We start from the raw sequence: 16,795 nt of genomic DNA, 5'->3' as shown, positions 1-16,795 counted from the left end.
CAAGCTAAAAACATTCAGGGCTGAATTCAGAGGAGTGAATGATCTGAAGTTCTATCTTTATAGGGTAAAACAGTTATTTGCATAAGGAAATGCAGATTGTTAAAAACACAACAATATTATTTGAGCCAAAACTTTGCTAACTGCGTTCGTGGGTGCGTGACTATGGCGGGACGCCATAGCCTCCTAATTTACCACTTTTTTCGCAAGGACAAAAAAAGCGGAGACCGTGAAAGTCTCCGCTTTTTATATAAGTAATATGTTTCCTTCTGAAAAAAACTATCGGATGAAGAGCAGCTCACGATACTTAGGCAGTGTCCAGAGTTCGTCTGATACGATAAGCTCCAGCTTGTCTATCTGGTAACGGATCTCGTCCATCTTCGGTGCCACGGTGTCGTGGTAAGCGATGGCCTTGAGATGCTCGTCTTCGATGCGGTTAGCCACCTTACGAGCCTCAACCAGTTCCTCCACGCCCGACTCGATGAGCTGTGTGCGCTCTGCTATCTCCTCAATGATCTTCTTGTTACGAGAAGTGAGCTTGTCAGCCTGGTCCTTGGGGAAGATGTCGTACATGCTCTGTACGTTCTTGGCGAGCTGGCTCTGATAGTGAGTGCAGACAGGGATGATATGGTTCATTGAGAGGTCGCCGAATACGCGTGCCTCAATCTGAATCTTCTTGGTGTAAGTCTCCCACTTCACCTCGTTACGGGCCTCAAGCTCCTTGCGTGTCATGACGTTCTGGCTCTCGAACATGCGGATTGAGTCCTCGTCGAGGTAGCGCTCGAACACCTTCGGGCAAGATGTCTCGCAGTCAAGACCGCGGCGTTTTGCCTCTTCCACCCATTCCTCTGAGTAGCCATTGCCCTCGAAGTGGATAGGCTTGCAGTACTTAACGTCATCACGAACCACCTCGATGATGGCGCTTATCTTGTCAAGACCGTTGGCAATGAGAGCGTCCACACGAGTCTTGAAGTTCTGGAGAGCCTCAGCCACGGCAGTATTGAGGACAATCATGGCGCTGGCGCTGTTTGCCTCAGAACCTACGGCACGGAACTCGAAGCGGTTACCGGTGAAGGCGAAAGGCGAAGTACGGTTGCGGTCGGTGTTGTCGATGAGCAGCTCAGGAATCTCAGGAATGTCGAGCTTCATGCCCTGCTTGCCAGCCACGTTGAAGAGTTCGTCCTTGTCAGAGGTCTCGATGTGCTGGAGAATCTCCGAGAGCTGATGGCCGAGGAACGAAGAAATGATGGCTGGAGGTGCCTCGTTGGCGCCAAGACGATGGGCGTTGGTGGCACTCATGATGGAAGCCTTGAGCAGGCCGTTGTGCTTATATACAGCCACGAGGGTCTCAACGATGAAGACGATGAAGCGGAGGCTGTCCTCAGGTGTCTTGCCGGGTCCGTGGAGCAGGATGCCGGTGTCGGTGGAAAGACTCCAGTTGTTGTGCTTGCCCGAACCGTTTACGCCTGCGAACGGCTTCTCATGAAGCAGCACGCGGAAGCCGTGGCGACGTGCCACCTTCTTCATAAGAGACATGAGCAGCATGTTATGGTCAATGGCAATGTTCATCTCCTCGAAGATCGGAGCCAACTCGAACTGGTTGGGCGCAACCTCGTTGTGACGGGTCTTGCAGGGAATGCCAAGCTCGAGAGCCTGAATCTCAAGATCCTTCATGAAAGCCTGCACGCGCTCAGGGATGGCGCCGAAGTAATGATCGTCCATCTGCTGGTTCTTTGCAGAATCGTGTCCCATAAGCGTACGACCTGTGAGCATGAGGTCAGGACGAGCCGAATAGAGTCCCTCGTCAACGAGGAAATACTCCTGCTCCCAACCAAGGTTTGACACCACCTTCTTCACATCAGGATAGAAGTAATGGCATACCTCTGTGGCTGCCTCGCTGACAGCGTGGATGGAACGGAGAAGCGGAGCCTTATAGTCGAGAGCCTCGCCTGTGTAAGAGATGAAGATGGTGGGGATACAGAGCGTGTCGTCGATGATGAAGACGGGCGATGTAGGATCCCAAGCCGAATAGCCGCGAGCCTCGAAGGTATTGCGGATGCCACCGTTCGGGAACGAGCTGGCGTCAGGCTCCTGCTGTACGAGCAGCTTGCCGGAGAACTCCTCTATCATGCCTCCCTTGCCGTCGTGCTCAATGAAAGCGTCGTGCTTCTCGGCTGTACCCTCGGTAAGAGGCTGGAACCAGTGTGTGTAGTGTGTCACGCCGTTCTCGTCAGCCCACTGCTTGATGCCTTTGGCGACAGCATCAGCAATAGAGCGGTCGAGACGTGCTCCGTTGTCGATTACGTCGATAAGCTTTTCATAGACGTCGCGCGGGAGATACTTATACATCTTCGCACGGTTGAAAACGTTCTTGCCGAAGAACTCAGAGGGTCGTTCTATCGGTGCAAGCACTTCAAGGGGTTTCTTCTTGAAAGCTTCTGCTACAACCTCAAATCGTAAATTTGCCATTGTTATTCTCTTATTTTATAGTTGTTATTCTTTTTATTGTCTTGTTTGTCTTGTCTTATTTCTTTGCCATCCATTCACGGATGCGGCTCATTGCCTCCTCGCAGTCCTCGCGGTTGCCGAACGCTGTGAGGCGTATATAGCCCTCGCCGCTCGGTCCGAAGCCAACGCCCGGTGTGCAGACCACGCCTACGGCATAGAGCATCTGCTCGAAGAACTTCCAAGAACCGATGCCGTCCGGCGTCTTCACCCAGAGATACGGGGCATTGCGTCCGCCGAACACCTCGAAGCCCATATCGGTGAGCGCCTTGTGCATAAGGAGGGCATTGTCCATATAGTAGTCGATGGTGGCACGTATCTGACGCTTGCCTTCCGGCGTGTAGATGGCTGCGGCGGCACGCTGCGAGATGTAGGACGTGCCGTTGAACTTGGTGGACTGTCGGCGGTCCCAGAGATGATTGAGCTCCACACGGCGGGTGCCGTCAAGCGTGACAGCGGTAAGCTCCTTCGGTATGACGGTGTAGCCGCAACGCACGCCGGTGAATCCGGCTGTCTTCGAGTAGCTATGAAACTCGATGGCGCACTTGCGTGCTCCCTTAATCTCGTATATGGAGTGAGGGATGTCCGCATCGCGGATATACGCTTCGTAGGCAGCATCGTAGAAGATGATGGTGTCGTTGTCAAGCGCATAGCGCACCCACTTCTTCAGTTCCTCCTTCGGGAGCACTGTTCCCGTGGGGTTATTGGGATAGCAGAGATATATCATGTCAACACGATGGTCGGGTATCTGCGGCACGAAATTGTTCTCCGCCGTGCATGGCAGATAGTTGACGTTGCTCCAGCGTCCGTTCTCCAGCACTCCGGCACGACCGCACATCACGTTAGAGTCGATATATACGGGATAGATAGGGTCGGTCACGCCGATGGAATTGTCCCAACGTACGATCTCGCCGATGTTGCCCGTATCGCTCTTCGCTCCGTCGTTGACGAACACCTCGGTGGGGTCAATCTTGACACCACGCGGCGCAAAGTCGTTCTTGACTATAGCTTCGCGAAGGAAGTCGTAGCCACACTCGGGGCCGTAACCGTGGAAAGAGGCTTTCGTAGCCATCTCGTCCACAGCCTTGTGCATCGCCTCGATGACAGCGGGGCAGAGCGGCTGCGTTACGTCACCTATGCCAAGACTGATGACACGCACCTGAGGGTGCGACACCTTGAAGGCATTCACCTTCTTGGCGATGTCGGCAAACAGATAATTGTCGGACAATTTCAGAAAATGCTCGTTTACTAATGCCATATCGTTAGATTATTTTTTTATCATGGGGAAAGCCTTATATTCAAGGCAATGCGATTTCTCCTTCAAACACAAAAGCCGCCGGACCTGTCATATAGACATGCCCGTCGGCTTCATTCCATTCAATGTTTAGTGTGCCGCCATCCATGATGATGGCAGAACGACGTGACGACCTTTCCTCAATGAAGGCAGCCACTGCTGTAGCGCAAGCGCCGGTTCCGCATGCCATAGTGATGCCGCTGCCACGCTCCCACACTCTTGTACGGATGGAGCCGTCGGGCATAACCTGGGCAAACTCGATGTTGCATCTCTGCGGAAAAGCCGCATCATTCTCTAAAATGGAGCCGAAACGAGCGATGTCGAGCGACTTGATGTCGTCAACAAAGCAGACAAAGTGAGGATTGCCCATAGACACGAAAGTGCCACGGAAGGTGCGGAAAGCTGCCGTAAGCGTATCGCCGGCAGTCTCGTCGTACTGTTCGGGAACGTGGAAAGCGGGCTTGAGCATGTCCACAGTGACACTCTCCACACTACCGTCCGTTCCTAAATGAAGATGAAGCGTCTTAACGCCTGACAATGTCTGGAGGCGCACCGACGTCTTCGTGGTAAGTCCTTTCTCATAGACATACTTGCCAATGCAGCGCGACGCATTGCCGCACATCATGGCTTCAGATCCGTCAGCGTTGAAGATGCGCATGGAGAAGTCGGCGTCAACGCCCTCATCAGGATTGCCAATCAGAACAAGTCCGTCGCTGCCGATACCTGTATGGTAACGACTCCACGCAATGGAGGCAGCAGAAGGGTCCGGGATGTCATAGCGAGTGGTGTCAACATATATATAGTCGTTGCCTGCGCCATGCATCTTCGTGAATCTGACCATCTTGTCCATTGTCTTCATAATAATATAATATTGTGTTCTGAAGTTTATCCTTAAATTCTGTTTTGTAAGACATTATGCAACGCCCGGAATGCGGACAAAAGCATAACGTAAGGCTCCTGATTTTCAGTCTTCTTTTTACCTTTTGACCTTAATTAGCCTTTTACGATTGCAAAATTACAACTATTTAAGCAACTCCCAATCATAAGAGGATTGAATTTTCAGTTATTTTATAATAATATTACAGATTGTAAGCATATTTTAGAATTATGCTTACAGATTGGAATAAAAACATACAACAAAACCAGCACTATGAAAGCATCATAAATATTCACAATTTATTATGCTATGTTTTTCTTGGTTTTATTAACTTTTTGTTGTACTTTTGCAATACCAATATGACAAAACGACACAAAATAGGAAAGACAGTCATAAAATAGTTATACAACTCTGACCTATCTACAATCATTCTTTTTTTGACCATCGTCCTCCTCTTCGTCAAGGTGACGGAGAGGAAGGAACGATGAACAAATAATAATAATAATAATGAAAAACACAAAGAAAGGGCTGACACGCCATGCATCATAATGATGCTAACGTGTCAGCCCTTCGTATTATTTATGCAAAACGACCCTCGAGGCGCTCGCGGATAGCTGCGATGAAGCCAGCAGAGTTCATTGTCTTAGGTTCAACGCCCTCCATAAGACCGGCGAGGTCCTTTGTTACGATGCCCTCGTTGAGAGTGTCGAAGCAAGCTGCCTCAAGCTGGTTGCCGAAGTTAACGAGTTCGGGCAGGTTGTCAAGCTCACCGCGCTTGCGCAATGCGCCGCTCCATGCGAAGATAGTAGCCATCGGGTTGGTGGATGTCTCCTCACCCTTCAGATACTTGTAGTAGTGACGTGTAACGGTGCCGTGAGCAGCCTCATACTCGTACTTGCCATCAGGAGAAACGAGCACTGAAGTCATCATAGCGAGTGAACCGAAAGCTGTAGAAACCATGTCAGACATAACGTCGCCGTCATAGTTCTTGCAAGCCCAGATGAAGCCACCCTTAGAGCGGATAACGCGAGCTACAGCGTCGTCGATGAGAGTGTAGAAGAACTCCAGACCGCGCTTCTCAAACTCTTCCTTATACTCCTCGAATACCTCGTAGAAGATAATCTTGAACTGTGCATCGTACTTCTTAGAGATGGTGTCCTTGGTAGAGAACCAGATGCTCTGGTTGGTGTCAAGAGCGAACTTGAAGCAAGAGTGAGCGAACGAACGGATTGACTTGTCGGTGTTGTGCATAGCCTGAAGAACGCCAGCGCCCTTGAAGGTGTGTACAACAACCTCCTCGTGCTTGCCGCTCTCGCCGTCGAATACGAGCTTGGCAACGCCCGGCTCCTCAGCACGAATCTCAACGCTCTTGTAAACGTCGCCGTAAGCGTGACGTGCGATAGTGATAGGCTTCTCCCAGTTCTTCACTGCGGGATGGATGCTGGGGATGGTGATAGGTGTGCGGAACACTGTACCGTCGAGGATAGAACGGATGGTGCCGTTCGGGCTCTTCCACATCTGATGGAGCTTATACTCGTCCATACGCTGGTGGTTAGGTGTGATGGTAGCACACTTAACAGCCACACCAAGACGCTTTGTAGCCTCAGCAGCGTCCTTTGTGATCTGGTCTGAAGTCTCGTCGCGCTTAACAAGACCGAGGTCGTAATATTCTGACTTGAGGTCAACGAACGGAGTGATGAGCTCATCCTTGATCATCTTCCACAAGATTCTGGTCATCTCGTCGCCATCCATCTCTACGAGAGGAGTGGTCATCTGAATTTTCTTTTCCATAGTTTTTATAAGGATTATTAGTTTTTAATTTGGGCTTTAGGGTTGATTTGTATTATTTCTTAGCTGCTGCATAGAAGTTCATCAAGCAGCCGTCTGCCAGGATTTGACGCTCATTAGCGGTGAGGTTCTGGAAGAAGAGGTGAAGCGGATGAACGCCGTCCTTAGCGATTACCTGTGCGTCAATCTCCTCCTTACCTGAGAGGATAGCCTCACGGATGCCGGGAACGAAGATCTTGTCGCCCTGCTCGAACTTGAACTCTACGTCCTTAGCGATGGTGAACGGAACGATACCCCAGTTGATACAGTTAGAGCGATAACGCTTTGTAGCGTACTCGTAGCAAACATTAGCGTCGCCACCAAGCACCTTCTGGCAAGAAGCAGCCTGCTCACGAGCCGAACCGTCACCAGGACGATTAGCGAATACGCAAGAGCCGAATGATGTATTCTCAGCAGAAGCGCCAACAGCCTTGAGGGCGGCAGCTACGTTCTCTGACACATTACCCTCACGGCGTGCGAGGTCTTGCTTCTGGATTTCCTTGCTCAGACCTACATACTCAGGTACGCGGCGTGAGAGAGCAAACTCAGAAAGCTTCAACGGGTTAGAGCGGTATGAGCTGGTCTCGCCTGACGGGATAAGCTCGTCAGTTGTGGTAACGGGGTCGTGGATAACGGCAGCGAGTTCGAGCATCATGTTCTCCTGCATCGGATACATCTTAGGCCAGTCCTTGATGTTCGGACCGTAGCGAAGCTCTGTCTCAGGACGAGCCTTGCCGAAGCCGTTGTATACGCGGCACTTGTAGATCTTGTCGTCGTAAACGTAAGGCTTGTGTGTGTTCTCATACTCAACGTCTGTAGCTGCGGTGATAACGCCACCGTTAGCAGCTGTAGCAGCGATAGAGCGTGCGTCCATAAGAGCCACGAGTGAGAGCTGTCCCTGACCCGGCTTTGAGCCTTCGCGGTTGGGGAAGTTACGTGTGGTGTGGCGGATAGACAGACCGTTGTTAGAAGGAACGTCACCAGCACCGAAGCAAGGGCCGCAGAATGCGGGCTTCATTACGACGCCAGCCTCGATGAGGTCAGCTGTGATGCCTTCGCGAGTAACAGCCATAGATACTGGTGTTGACTGAGGATATGCAGAAGCTGTAAAGTAGTCGTTACCGATGCTCTTGCCCTTAAGGATAGCGCCAGCCTCAGCGAGGTTGTCGTATGTACCGCCTGAGCAACCTGCGATGATGCCCTGGTCTGCGTAAACCTTACCGTCAACAATCTTGTCAACGAGGTGTACGTCTACCTTGTCGCCGAAACGCTTCTTAGCGTCTTCCTCGATGCGTGTGAGGATACCAACCGGATCAGCCTGAAGCTCGTGGATGGTAACAGCGTTAGACGGGTGGAAAGGCAGCGCAATCATAGCCTCCTGTGTAGAGAGGTCGATGCGGATCATCATATCGTAGTAAGCTACGTTGCCCGGCTTCAGTTCCTTGAAGTCCTGCGGACGCTCATGTATTTCGTAGTGGTGCTTAACCTCTTCGTCTGTTACCCAGATAGAGCTCAAGCAAGTGGTCTCAGTGGTCATGATATCGATGCCGTTACGGAAGTCGATAGGCAGTTCCTTAACGCCAGGGCCTGCAAACTCGAGCACCTTGTTCTTAACAACGCCGCTCTCGAATGTAGCCTTTACGAGAGAGATGGCAACGTCGTGAGGACCAACACCCTTCTTGGGCTTGCCTTCGAGCCATACGAGAACCACCTCAGGAGCGTTGATGTCCCAAGTGTTCTTGAGGAGCTGCTTAACGAGCTCGCCACCACCTTCGCCAACACCCATGTTGCCGAGTGAGCCGTAACGAGTGTGCGAGTCAGATCCGAGGATCATGTTGCCGCACTTAACCATCATCTCACGAGCGTACTGGTGGATGACAGCCTGGTTGGCAGGAACATAGATACCGCCGTACTTCTTAGCTGCAGAGAGACCGAAAACGTGGTCATCCTCGTTGATTGTACCGCCAACAGCACAAAGTGAGTTGTGGCAGTTGGTCATGGCATAAGGAAGCGGGAACTCCTCGAGACCGCTGGCGCGTGCTGTCTGGATGATACCAACGTATGTGATATCGTGTGACATCATAGCGTCAAAGCGGATGCGCATCTTGTTGCCCTTCGATCCATCAACGTCGTGTGAACGGAGGATGCCGTAAGTAATAGTGTTCTCGCGAGCCTCGTCCGGGGTAAGGGTCTGACACTCGTTTACGATTTCTTTGCCGTTAAGGAGGTAAACTCCATGATTGATTACTTCTACCATAAAGTTAGATTGTTTATAGTTTTATAGAGTTAAAGGTTTTATTAATTCTTTGAGACAGCCAAAACTGCCAGAGGTTTGGGGTGATAAAATATAGTTAATCGTTTTGTTCCATATCAGTATATATAGAAATGTGTATTGGAGATGTGGTGTAAGATTATTGTTTTAGTAAAAACACGTAAATACGACAACACTCCTGTTCTAAAAACACTGAATAGGACTGCTTCAATACTTACGCTCGCGCGAGTAGTAATGGATGAAAAAATTCTCATTGTGTCCGCACAAAACATCATCGTTCTGCGAACTGTCATTTCACGCGGTAAAGATACATATTTTAAATCAACCCACCAAAGATTTGGGGCTGATTTTTCCTTTTACTACGCTCTTTTCCACAAATGCAAGGCTTCGATTCAGCGTTTGCTATTTCGAGTTTCCAAATTGACGCATTCAGCCGAGAACGCCACTTATGAAGACCACGAGCGACAACATATCGGCACTTCCGCCCGGCGAAACATTGCGCTGAACGAAGCTATTGTTCATATCACTGAGGATGGTGTCGAGGTCAGGACGAGCGGATGCCTCCGCCCCACTCCACTTACGGATTACATCGCGCGATTCTTCCTTCACCTGCCTCATCATGGTAAGCGAGGTGCGATAGACTATATTGGTGTCGTCAAGGTCGCACATTATGCGGAGAAGCGTAAGGTGAAGGGCGTGCGGTTCGCCGTTCTTACGCAGATTGTCATAGAAGGGGAGCCAGTCTGCGAAGAGCATGGGATATCCTTCACGGGCATTGTCGAGCGCTCCCTTGAACGTCCCCGTTTCGGAAGAGGCTGTCTGCTTTGCCTTGCTGCCGTGCGTACCTTTTGTGTCGGGAAATGCGTAGGCAAGTTTCGTGATGGCGGCAGATAGATTCTGCGGCGTCACTACGGCTTTTTGCCATGCCTTTCCTGCTGCGGCGACAACGGCAAGTCCCATCGAGAACAGCGCTCCCTTGTATGTATTCACGCCGTTGGTGGATTCGTACATGGCACGCTCCGCCTCAATGCCTATCTTTACGATATCGTCATGGCACGGCATTTCTTCAGCGAAACCGAGGAGAGCCAGTCTGACAAAATAGGGATGGAGGGCACGGATGCTGCGCGACATCAGCGCATGGTCCATATCGCGGTGCGCTCCACTGTCATGCTTGTCCACGAGTCCCGGCTTGGGAGTGGTGTCGAGTTCGGCATGAAGGGCACGTGTCGCGAGGTGTGCTATTATATAAGGTATGGTGGTGTGCGGCACGAGCTGTGCAGCCTCCTTCAGACAGTTGCAGTCCATTGCTCCACGAACGCGTGATGCGCTGACCGCCGTTCCGCCGTTCTCGAGACGCTTTATCTGAACCACATGGTCCTCGCCGAGGCTCTGCATCATCAATTCGTTATATCTGCGTGTGAGTTCGTCGGTGGGTTCGGTGCCGACAAAGCGAACCTCAGCACCAAGTGCCGGGGCTATATGACGACGGTAAAGATCAAGGTCGAGGAGTATCTGCGTGTCGGTGGCATCCGACAGACGCTTGAGGAAATAAGTGGGGAACGTGGTGTCGCTGATGGCATATTCGCTGCCGTCGCAGACCATCACGTTCTTCAAATCGGCTGTACCAGCCACGACCATCGCCTTGCGCTCCTTGTAAGAGAACACGGAACGGTCTTCCTTGACAACGATGACGAAGAGGCGCTCCACCATACGCGATGCGCTCTCCACAAGATAACGATGACCGAGAGTGAAGGGATTGCAGTTCATGACAATGCAACCCACATGTTTTTTGTCGGAAGACAAAGCCTCTGCTGCCCCTACAGAACCAGCCTCAGCCTGTGCTGCCTCAGCAGCCTCCTTTGCTGTCCGCTTGAGCGTCTTCAGATAATCGGCTATTCCGCCTATACCCGTCTCCATGAGTATAGCCTCCGGCGCTTCGGCAAGCATACGGAAGGACAGACTCTCGAAGAGCTGGCGGTTACGTGGTTTGGTGAAGAGTTTCACACATTGGAAACCCTCTGCGTTTGCCTTGGCAATGAGGTGCGAGACAATCATATTGGCGACCGCCTCTCCCTTGTGTCCGTCCGACACTGCCACACATTTTATGACACCACCCTTTAGTCCGCCGCCAGCCACTATTTCGTCCGTCGACTCATCCACAACGAAAGCGTAATAGTCCATATCGTCATACCTCAGTCCGTTAGATTGAAGGAACGACTCAATACGACGGCGTTGGCGGGGGATGGAGGGGGAGATGGTCTGAATTTCCATAGGTAAAGTAGTTAGTAGTGTTAAGGAAGCTATATTTTTTATTGATTTATGGATGGTCTTGTTCATAGTCTGCCACCATCTGGTTTATCTTAGCCCAGATTTCGTCCTGCGTATGCCATCTTTTTCGCATGCAGAAGCGGGCTTCATGGTCACAGACGAGGCAGCGGCGCGGCTGTCCTCCCACTCTGTCGCGCGACACCGGCACACCGTTCTCGTCGATGATGTCGATATCAAAGAGGCGTCCGAGCGGATGCGTGTCCTCTATTCTTGTGGCAGTGAGCTTGGCGTCAAGGAGTGGCATCGGCGTTATGAGATACGCCTCGTAGCCGGTCTGCAGGTCACGTTCTATAAGGCAGCCTTCCTCGGGGTTGAAGGCATCGCGCATAGCGTCCACTGCGGCGTGCGCCACAACGAGCGACTGACGGTTACGTTTCACGCTTCCTGGCACGACAACAGTCAGACACACCAGTGTTTTTCCCGAATGATCAGCCAGCAGCTGTTGCTGCATAGCATGGCGTGCGTCGCGGCTCGCCAGAAGTTCGTTAAGCGTAACCATATACTGAATTTTAAATTTGGAGTTTTGAATAGAGGCTTATTAGGATTTTTAGTTTCACGCTGTAAAGGTACATATTAATAATGATACGTACAAACTTCATAGCCGTAAATATTATGTTTTGCAAAACATAATGTTTTTAAAACATAATTCCAAGAATGCGGCGTTAAATAAATGATGCGTGGAACGAAAAAAGAGGTTGCAGCTATGATTCTGCCACAACCTCTTTCCAACTGTATTTCAACCCTTTAATGAGTCTGGGATTATCCCTTGATGTTCTTGATAACGTCCATTACGCTGCCGTCGCGGTTCATCACTACGCCGACCACCTTGTCGCCGAACGGCAGAGGTGCGGGGTTGCCGATGACTGAGAGGGCACGGTCGCGGAGTTCCTCGAGAGTAACGAGGTGGAGACCTGCCTGACGCATGCGCTCTGCGATGTCAGGACGAGCCGGATTGACAGCGATGCCGTATTCTGTAACGACAACGTCAACTGTGCGACCCGGAGTGATGAGCGTCGTAACCTCGTCAACGATGCACGGGATGCGTCCACGGAGCATCGGGCAGACGATGATGCTGAGAGCCGAGTCTTCTGCTGTGTCAGGGTGACCGCCGACAGCACCACGGATGATACCGTCGCTGCCTACGAGCACGTTCACATTGAAGTTGACGTCCACCTCGAGAGCCGAGAGGATAACGATGTCGAGGCAGTGTGTTGCAGAGCCTTGCTCGTGCATGCTGGCATACTCGTAAGCAGCCACTTCCTTGTGTGTGGGGTCGTTCTTGAGCGACTCAGCAGCCACCTTGTCAAACGACTGTACGTCGATAAGGCGCTCGATGAGACCTTCCTCGTGCATCTTCACCATGTGAGCTGTGATGCCACCGAGAGCGAACGAAGCCTTGATGTTCTGGTCAATCATGCTCTGGCGGATGTACTTGACAGCAGCCAGTGAAGCACCGCCCGAACCGGTCTGGATAGAGAATCCGTCCTTGAAGTAGCCACTGTTGATGATAACCTTGGCAGCCTGCTTAGCGAGGAGGATGTCGCGCGGGTTCTTGGTATCGCGGATAGCACCAGAAGCAATCTTTGAAGAGTCACCTACGCTGTCCACCTCAACAACGAAGTCGACGTCGTGCTCTGAAATCGAGTTAGGAGTATTGGGATATGCAACGAGGTCGTCAGTAAGAATAACCACCTTGTCTGCATAGTGAGCGTCGGGAAGAGCGTAACCCAGTGATCCGCAGATGCTCTTGGCATTCTCCGAACGTGAGTAACCGCAAGCGTTTCCGAGGGGATCCGAAGAAGATGCGCCGAGGAAAGCCACGTCAATGTGGAGGTCGCCATTAGCGATGGCCTCGCCACGACCGCCGTGTGAACGGAACACTACGGGCTTCTCCATCAGACCGCGCGAAATCTCGTTGGCGAGTTCGCCGCGCAGACCGGAAGTAGAAATCTCTGTGATGACGCCGTTCTTGACGTGCTCGATAAGCGGAGCGTGAACGTCCTGAAGGCTGGAAGCAGCGAGGTGGAGGTTCTTGAAGCCCATTTCAGCGAGCTTGTCCACTACCATGTTCACAACCTTGTCGCCTCCACGGAAGTGGTGGTGGAACGAGATGGTCATGCCGTCACGCAGACCAGAGCGGCGGATAGCCTCCTCCAAAGTGACGAGCTTGGGGCTCTTGCTCTGCAGCTCCAGACGCGGTGTCACGTCCTTATGCTTTCCTTCTGCGTCGTTATATACACTCTTGCCCATAGCCTGGGCCATCTGACCGATGAGAGCTTGTCTTTCTTTCAGTGTGCTCATGCCAAATCCTCCTCTTTAATTACGCCTGAAGCCAGTGCCAGGTCAATTACACGTTGTGCGCGGATGACCACAGGACGGTCAACCATCTTTCCGTTCACGGCGATAACGCCCGAACCCTTCTTCTCTGCCTCCTTGATGGCGGCGATAACGGCGAGTGCCTTGTCGATAGCCTTCTGTGTAGGTGTGAACACCTCGTTGATGATGTCTATCTGACGCGGGTTGATAATAGACTTGCCGTCGAAGCCCAACTGATGGATAAGCTCCACTTCCTTGCGGAATGTCTCCATGTCGTTGAGGTTTGAGTATACTGTATCGAGAGCGTCAATGCCTGCTGCACGAGCTGCCACAACGATGGTCTGGCGAGCCATGAGAAGCTCCATACCCTCGGGTGAGCGCTGTGTCTTGAGGTTAGCGCAATAGTCCTCTGCACCAAGTGCGATACCCATCATACGCTTAGAAGCCGTGGCAATGGAGTAAGCGTTTACAACGCCGAGTGTGCTTTCGATGGCAGCCATAATCTGTGTGCGTCCCACGCAACCCAGTTCCTGCTCCACCTTCTCAATCTCGCGTTCCACCTCAATCACTTCCTCAGCGGTCTCGGTCTTCGGCATACGGATAACGTCGACGCCAGCCTTTACGACAGCCTCGATATCCTTCTTTCCGTAAGGTGTGTTAAGTGGGTTGATGCGGACCACCATCTCTGTCTTACCATAGTCGATGGTCTTCAGTGCGTTGTAGACAAGGAGTCGCGCCGCGTCCTTCTCCGCCATTGTCACGGAGTCTTCAAGGTCCAGCATAATCGAGTCGGGACCGTATATGAAGGCGTCCGACATCATGCCAGGATTATTACCGGGCACGAACATCATTGTTCTTCTTAGTCTTTTCATATTGATGAGGATAAAAGATTGTTCTGTTAGTTGTTTCTTATAAAGGTAAAGATGGCGGTGCGTTTAGTCCTTCCAAACGTCCTTGCCAGTAGCACGTACAGCGGCAGCTGTCACACGTGCGCGGATGGTGCAGTCGAGAGCGCCCTTGTCTGTGGCGTGCACGTCAGCCTGAGTAACTCCCAGAGATGTGAGAGTCTCAGTGATAACCTGACGGATCTGGTCACCGAACTGATATTCCACAGAACTTTGCAGTTCAACGTTCAGTCCCGGCCTGTCGGTTGGGGCAATCTGAATCATGATGTCGCCAGACTCCATTGTTCCGGCTGTAGAGGTTTTTAATTCCATAGGTATCTTATTTTAAGAGTTGGTTATTAAATGCTATGCATCCTTGTCAGCCTTAAGGGTATGATACGCGTATGGGGACGTAAATGAATAAGTGATTATCTGTTTCTACGTAAATACGACAACACTCCCTTTCCGAAAAAAATAAGCTGTTCAAGAGATGTTCTCAATACTTACGCTCGCGCGAGTAGTAAGGGGAAAAAGGTAATTTTAGTATTGTGTACGCACAAAACGCTTTGTCTCAGCGTACATCGTTTTCTGTGTGTAAAGGTACATATTTTATGTGTTACCGACAAAGCTTTTAACAAAATTATTTTTTCGAGTTTGCAGTACAAACATAGGAGGCTATGGCGTCCCGCCATAGTCACGCACCCACAAATGCAAGCAGATTGGGTATGAGCTGCGGGTTCCGCGGAGCGGGACCTAAAATTCCAGATATGGCGCCAGGCGCTGCAGGTCGGCGGGTTTAAATTCCTTCATCCTGCCCAGCTGGTCGATGGATCGGATTTCGCCGTGCAGACGGCGGTAGTCGGTGATGGCGCGTGCCTGATAATAATTAATGTAGGGATGGCGCTTTAGCTGCTGCAGGGTCAGGCGGTTGACGTTCAGGCGACGGACATTGCTGCCGTCGATATGGATGTACGGGAGCGCCTCTTTCGGAAAGTTCTCTATCTCGAGGAGCTGCGAGGTGGAGGCGATGCCACCAAGACGTTCGCGCAACCTTACCACCTGACGGGCAAAATAGCTGCCGATGCCGGGGACACGCTTCAGTGCTGTCGTGTCCGAAACATTGATGCTGATGTGCTCGCCCTTGCTCAGTTTATGACCGTAACGCGACTCGTCGTATGCACAGCCTCAGCCGAACCTGCTCCTCCATGCGATGAAGAACCTGTGCTCTCTGAACGTCCACGAACGTCGCCTTCAGAGGCATAGCGTCTGTACTGGCGTCCGTCGGCATAATATCTGCGCTGCACCTCCTCCAGTTCGGCGGCGGGACGAAATTCGGGGGCTATGCGGATGTAGGGCGCAAGACGATGATATTGTCCCGCGGTCAGTCCGTAGACGCGACCGAAGTCCTCCTTACGCTGAAACACCCCACCCCGCGCCCTATAGCGCAAGATGTTGCGAACCTGCCAGCGTTGGAGTCCGAGGCGGAAGAAAGTTACTGAGTCGGCTGTGTTAGGATCGAAGAAGAATGTCTCGACCTTACGTTCGGTGATATTGTCGTCTGTACGACGGTCTGCATTGGGAGTGAAAGAAGAAACGGCGCCTTGCTCCGCGTTCGCTATAGAGTCGCCCTTGTCCGCCTTTGTCACGTCGTTAGAACCGGAAGGACATGACAAGATCATCATGCTCACTGCGACAACAAGCAGGAGAACAGCCAGACACATAAATGAGCGTCTGTCGGTTCGAGGCATGTAGAAGAATTCTTTCAGCTTCATACAGGTTGGGGTGTTTAAGGTTGTTACTTAATGGACAGCGATTTCCTTACTGTTCCATTATAAGCATTAAAGGTTATGTCAATCTTGTCCACATCGCTGAATTCAGCCATGGGGATGCTGACATACACACGGGAGGTGTAGTATTGTGGTACGCCGCCTTGGTCGTGAACGAAGCGCAAGTCTGCCACCTTTCGTCCGTCCCCGGTGTCAGAGAAGCTGTCGCAGACGAGAGCAATGGTCTGTCCTTGCGACGAATCGTCCATCTTGCCCGTCTTCAGCAGCAGCGCCACATTGACGTACTTGCCGTTCTTCGCCTTCCACACGCTCTCCACTCCGAGCGGCGCGTCGGTCATGTTCTTCACGTCTTCCGGCTTGTGCACAGCCATTACGGGTATCTGCGTCACGGCACGCAGCGCCACCTTCTCCGTCGGCTTCTTGTCATAATAGACCAAAGCACGATATACGGTGTCGGGCTTAGCTGTCCATCCTGCCTTGTAGGGGCGGTCGAAGCTAAGCGATGCACCGTCGTCTGTACTGGCGGCTACAAGCGCAGCCGAAGCGTCTGTCGTGACAAGGGCGAAGTCGGCGGTCAGGTACGAGTAATTGCCGTCGCCCGTGTCGTACGAGTCGGAGGAACATCCTGCCGACATCAGACCGACAAAGGCGGCGGCAACCGTAAAGAGCCGTATGCGATATGGCGTTTTGGGCATAATCAATACATTA

General features: G+C 51.7%; 13 protein-coding genes. All 13 read right to left on the bottom strand.

Annotated features, from left to right (window positions below):
* Window positions 1-276: 276 nt before the first annotated feature.
* Entirely contained in the window at window positions 277-2,466 is a 2,190-nt protein-coding gene (locus tag CHL74_RS05860; protein WP_094880234.1) for a glutamine synthetase III family protein, read from the bottom strand.
* A 55-nt stretch (window positions 2,467-2,521) separates the two neighbouring features.
* Window positions 2,522-3,760, bottom strand: coding sequence for an LL-diaminopimelate aminotransferase (locus tag CHL74_RS05855; RefSeq protein ID WP_094880233.1), 1,239 nt, complete (start codon window positions 3,758-3,760; stop codon window positions 2,522-2,524).
* A gap of 40 nt (window positions 3,761-3,800) precedes the next feature.
* Window positions 3,801-4,646, bottom strand: a complete 846-nt coding sequence (dapF, locus tag CHL74_RS05850) for a diaminopimelate epimerase (protein ID WP_094880237.1) — start codon at window positions 4,644-4,646, stop codon at window positions 3,801-3,803.
* 606 nt (window positions 4,647-5,252) lie between these two features.
* Window positions 5,253-6,464 (bottom strand): NADP-dependent isocitrate dehydrogenase, encoded by a 1,212-nt coding sequence (locus CHL74_RS05845; protein WP_094880232.1) that lies wholly within the window; start codon window positions 6,462-6,464, stop codon window positions 5,253-5,255.
* Window positions 6,465-6,516: 52 nt separating this feature from the next.
* Window positions 6,517-8,757 carry a hydratase gene (locus CHL74_RS05840; RefSeq protein WP_094880231.1) on the bottom strand — a complete coding sequence of 747 codons (2,241 nt, stop codon included), beginning with the start codon at window positions 8,755-8,757 and terminating at the stop codon, window positions 6,517-6,519.
* Window positions 8,758-9,201: 444 nt separating this feature from the next.
* Complete coding sequence (locus tag CHL74_RS05835) at window positions 9,202-11,043, bottom strand: triphosphoribosyl-dephospho-CoA synthase (protein ID WP_094880230.1); 1,842 nt, start codon at window positions 11,041-11,043, stop codon at window positions 9,202-9,204.
* 46 nt (window positions 11,044-11,089) lie between these two features.
* Window positions 11,090-11,599 carry a citrate lyase holo-[acyl-carrier protein] synthase gene (gene citX / locus CHL74_RS05830; protein WP_094880229.1) on the bottom strand — a complete coding sequence of 170 codons (510 nt, stop codon included), beginning with the start codon at window positions 11,597-11,599 and terminating at the stop codon, window positions 11,090-11,092.
* A 260-nt stretch (window positions 11,600-11,859) separates the two neighbouring features.
* The gene (citF, locus tag CHL74_RS05825; protein ID WP_094880228.1) at window positions 11,860-13,401 is read right to left on the bottom strand and encodes a citrate lyase subunit alpha; all 1,542 of its coding nucleotides are present in this window, start codon (window positions 13,399-13,401) and stop codon (window positions 11,860-11,862) included.
* On the bottom strand, window positions 13,398-14,288 hold the full coding sequence (citE, locus tag CHL74_RS05820) for a citrate (pro-3S)-lyase subunit beta (protein WP_094880227.1): 891 nt from the start codon (window positions 14,286-14,288) through the stop codon (window positions 13,398-13,400). The genes citF and citE overlap by 4 nt, the downstream gene beginning before the upstream one ends.
* 63 nt (window positions 14,289-14,351) lie before the next feature.
* Complete coding sequence (gene citD / locus CHL74_RS05815; RefSeq protein WP_094880226.1) at window positions 14,352-14,633, bottom strand: citrate lyase acyl carrier protein; 282 nt, start codon at window positions 14,631-14,633, stop codon at window positions 14,352-14,354.
* Between the two features lie 420 nt (window positions 14,634-15,053).
* On the bottom strand, window positions 15,054-15,383 hold the full coding sequence (locus tag CHL74_RS15990; protein ID WP_441339040.1) for a helix-hairpin-helix domain-containing protein: 330 nt from the start codon (window positions 15,381-15,383) through the stop codon (window positions 15,054-15,056).
* Between the two features lie 62 nt (window positions 15,384-15,445).
* Window positions 15,446-16,072 carry a helix-hairpin-helix domain-containing protein gene (locus CHL74_RS05805; RefSeq protein WP_254923230.1) on the bottom strand — a complete coding sequence of 209 codons (627 nt, stop codon included), beginning with the start codon at window positions 16,070-16,072 and terminating at the stop codon, window positions 15,446-15,448.
* 23 nt (window positions 16,073-16,095) lie between these two features.
* Complete coding sequence (locus CHL74_RS05800; RefSeq protein ID WP_094880224.1) at window positions 16,096-16,782, bottom strand: NigD1/NigD2 family lipoprotein; 687 nt, start codon at window positions 16,780-16,782, stop codon at window positions 16,096-16,098.
* Between the last annotated feature and the right edge of the window lie 13 nt (window positions 16,783-16,795).

The sequence above is a fragment of the Prevotella sp. 885 genome, assembly GCF_002265625.1.
Taxonomy (GTDB): domain Bacteria; phylum Bacteroidota; class Bacteroidia; order Bacteroidales; family Bacteroidaceae; genus Prevotella.
The sequence above is the reverse complement of the archived record's forward strand: the minus strand, read 5'-3'. Positions and strand labels throughout refer to the sequence as shown.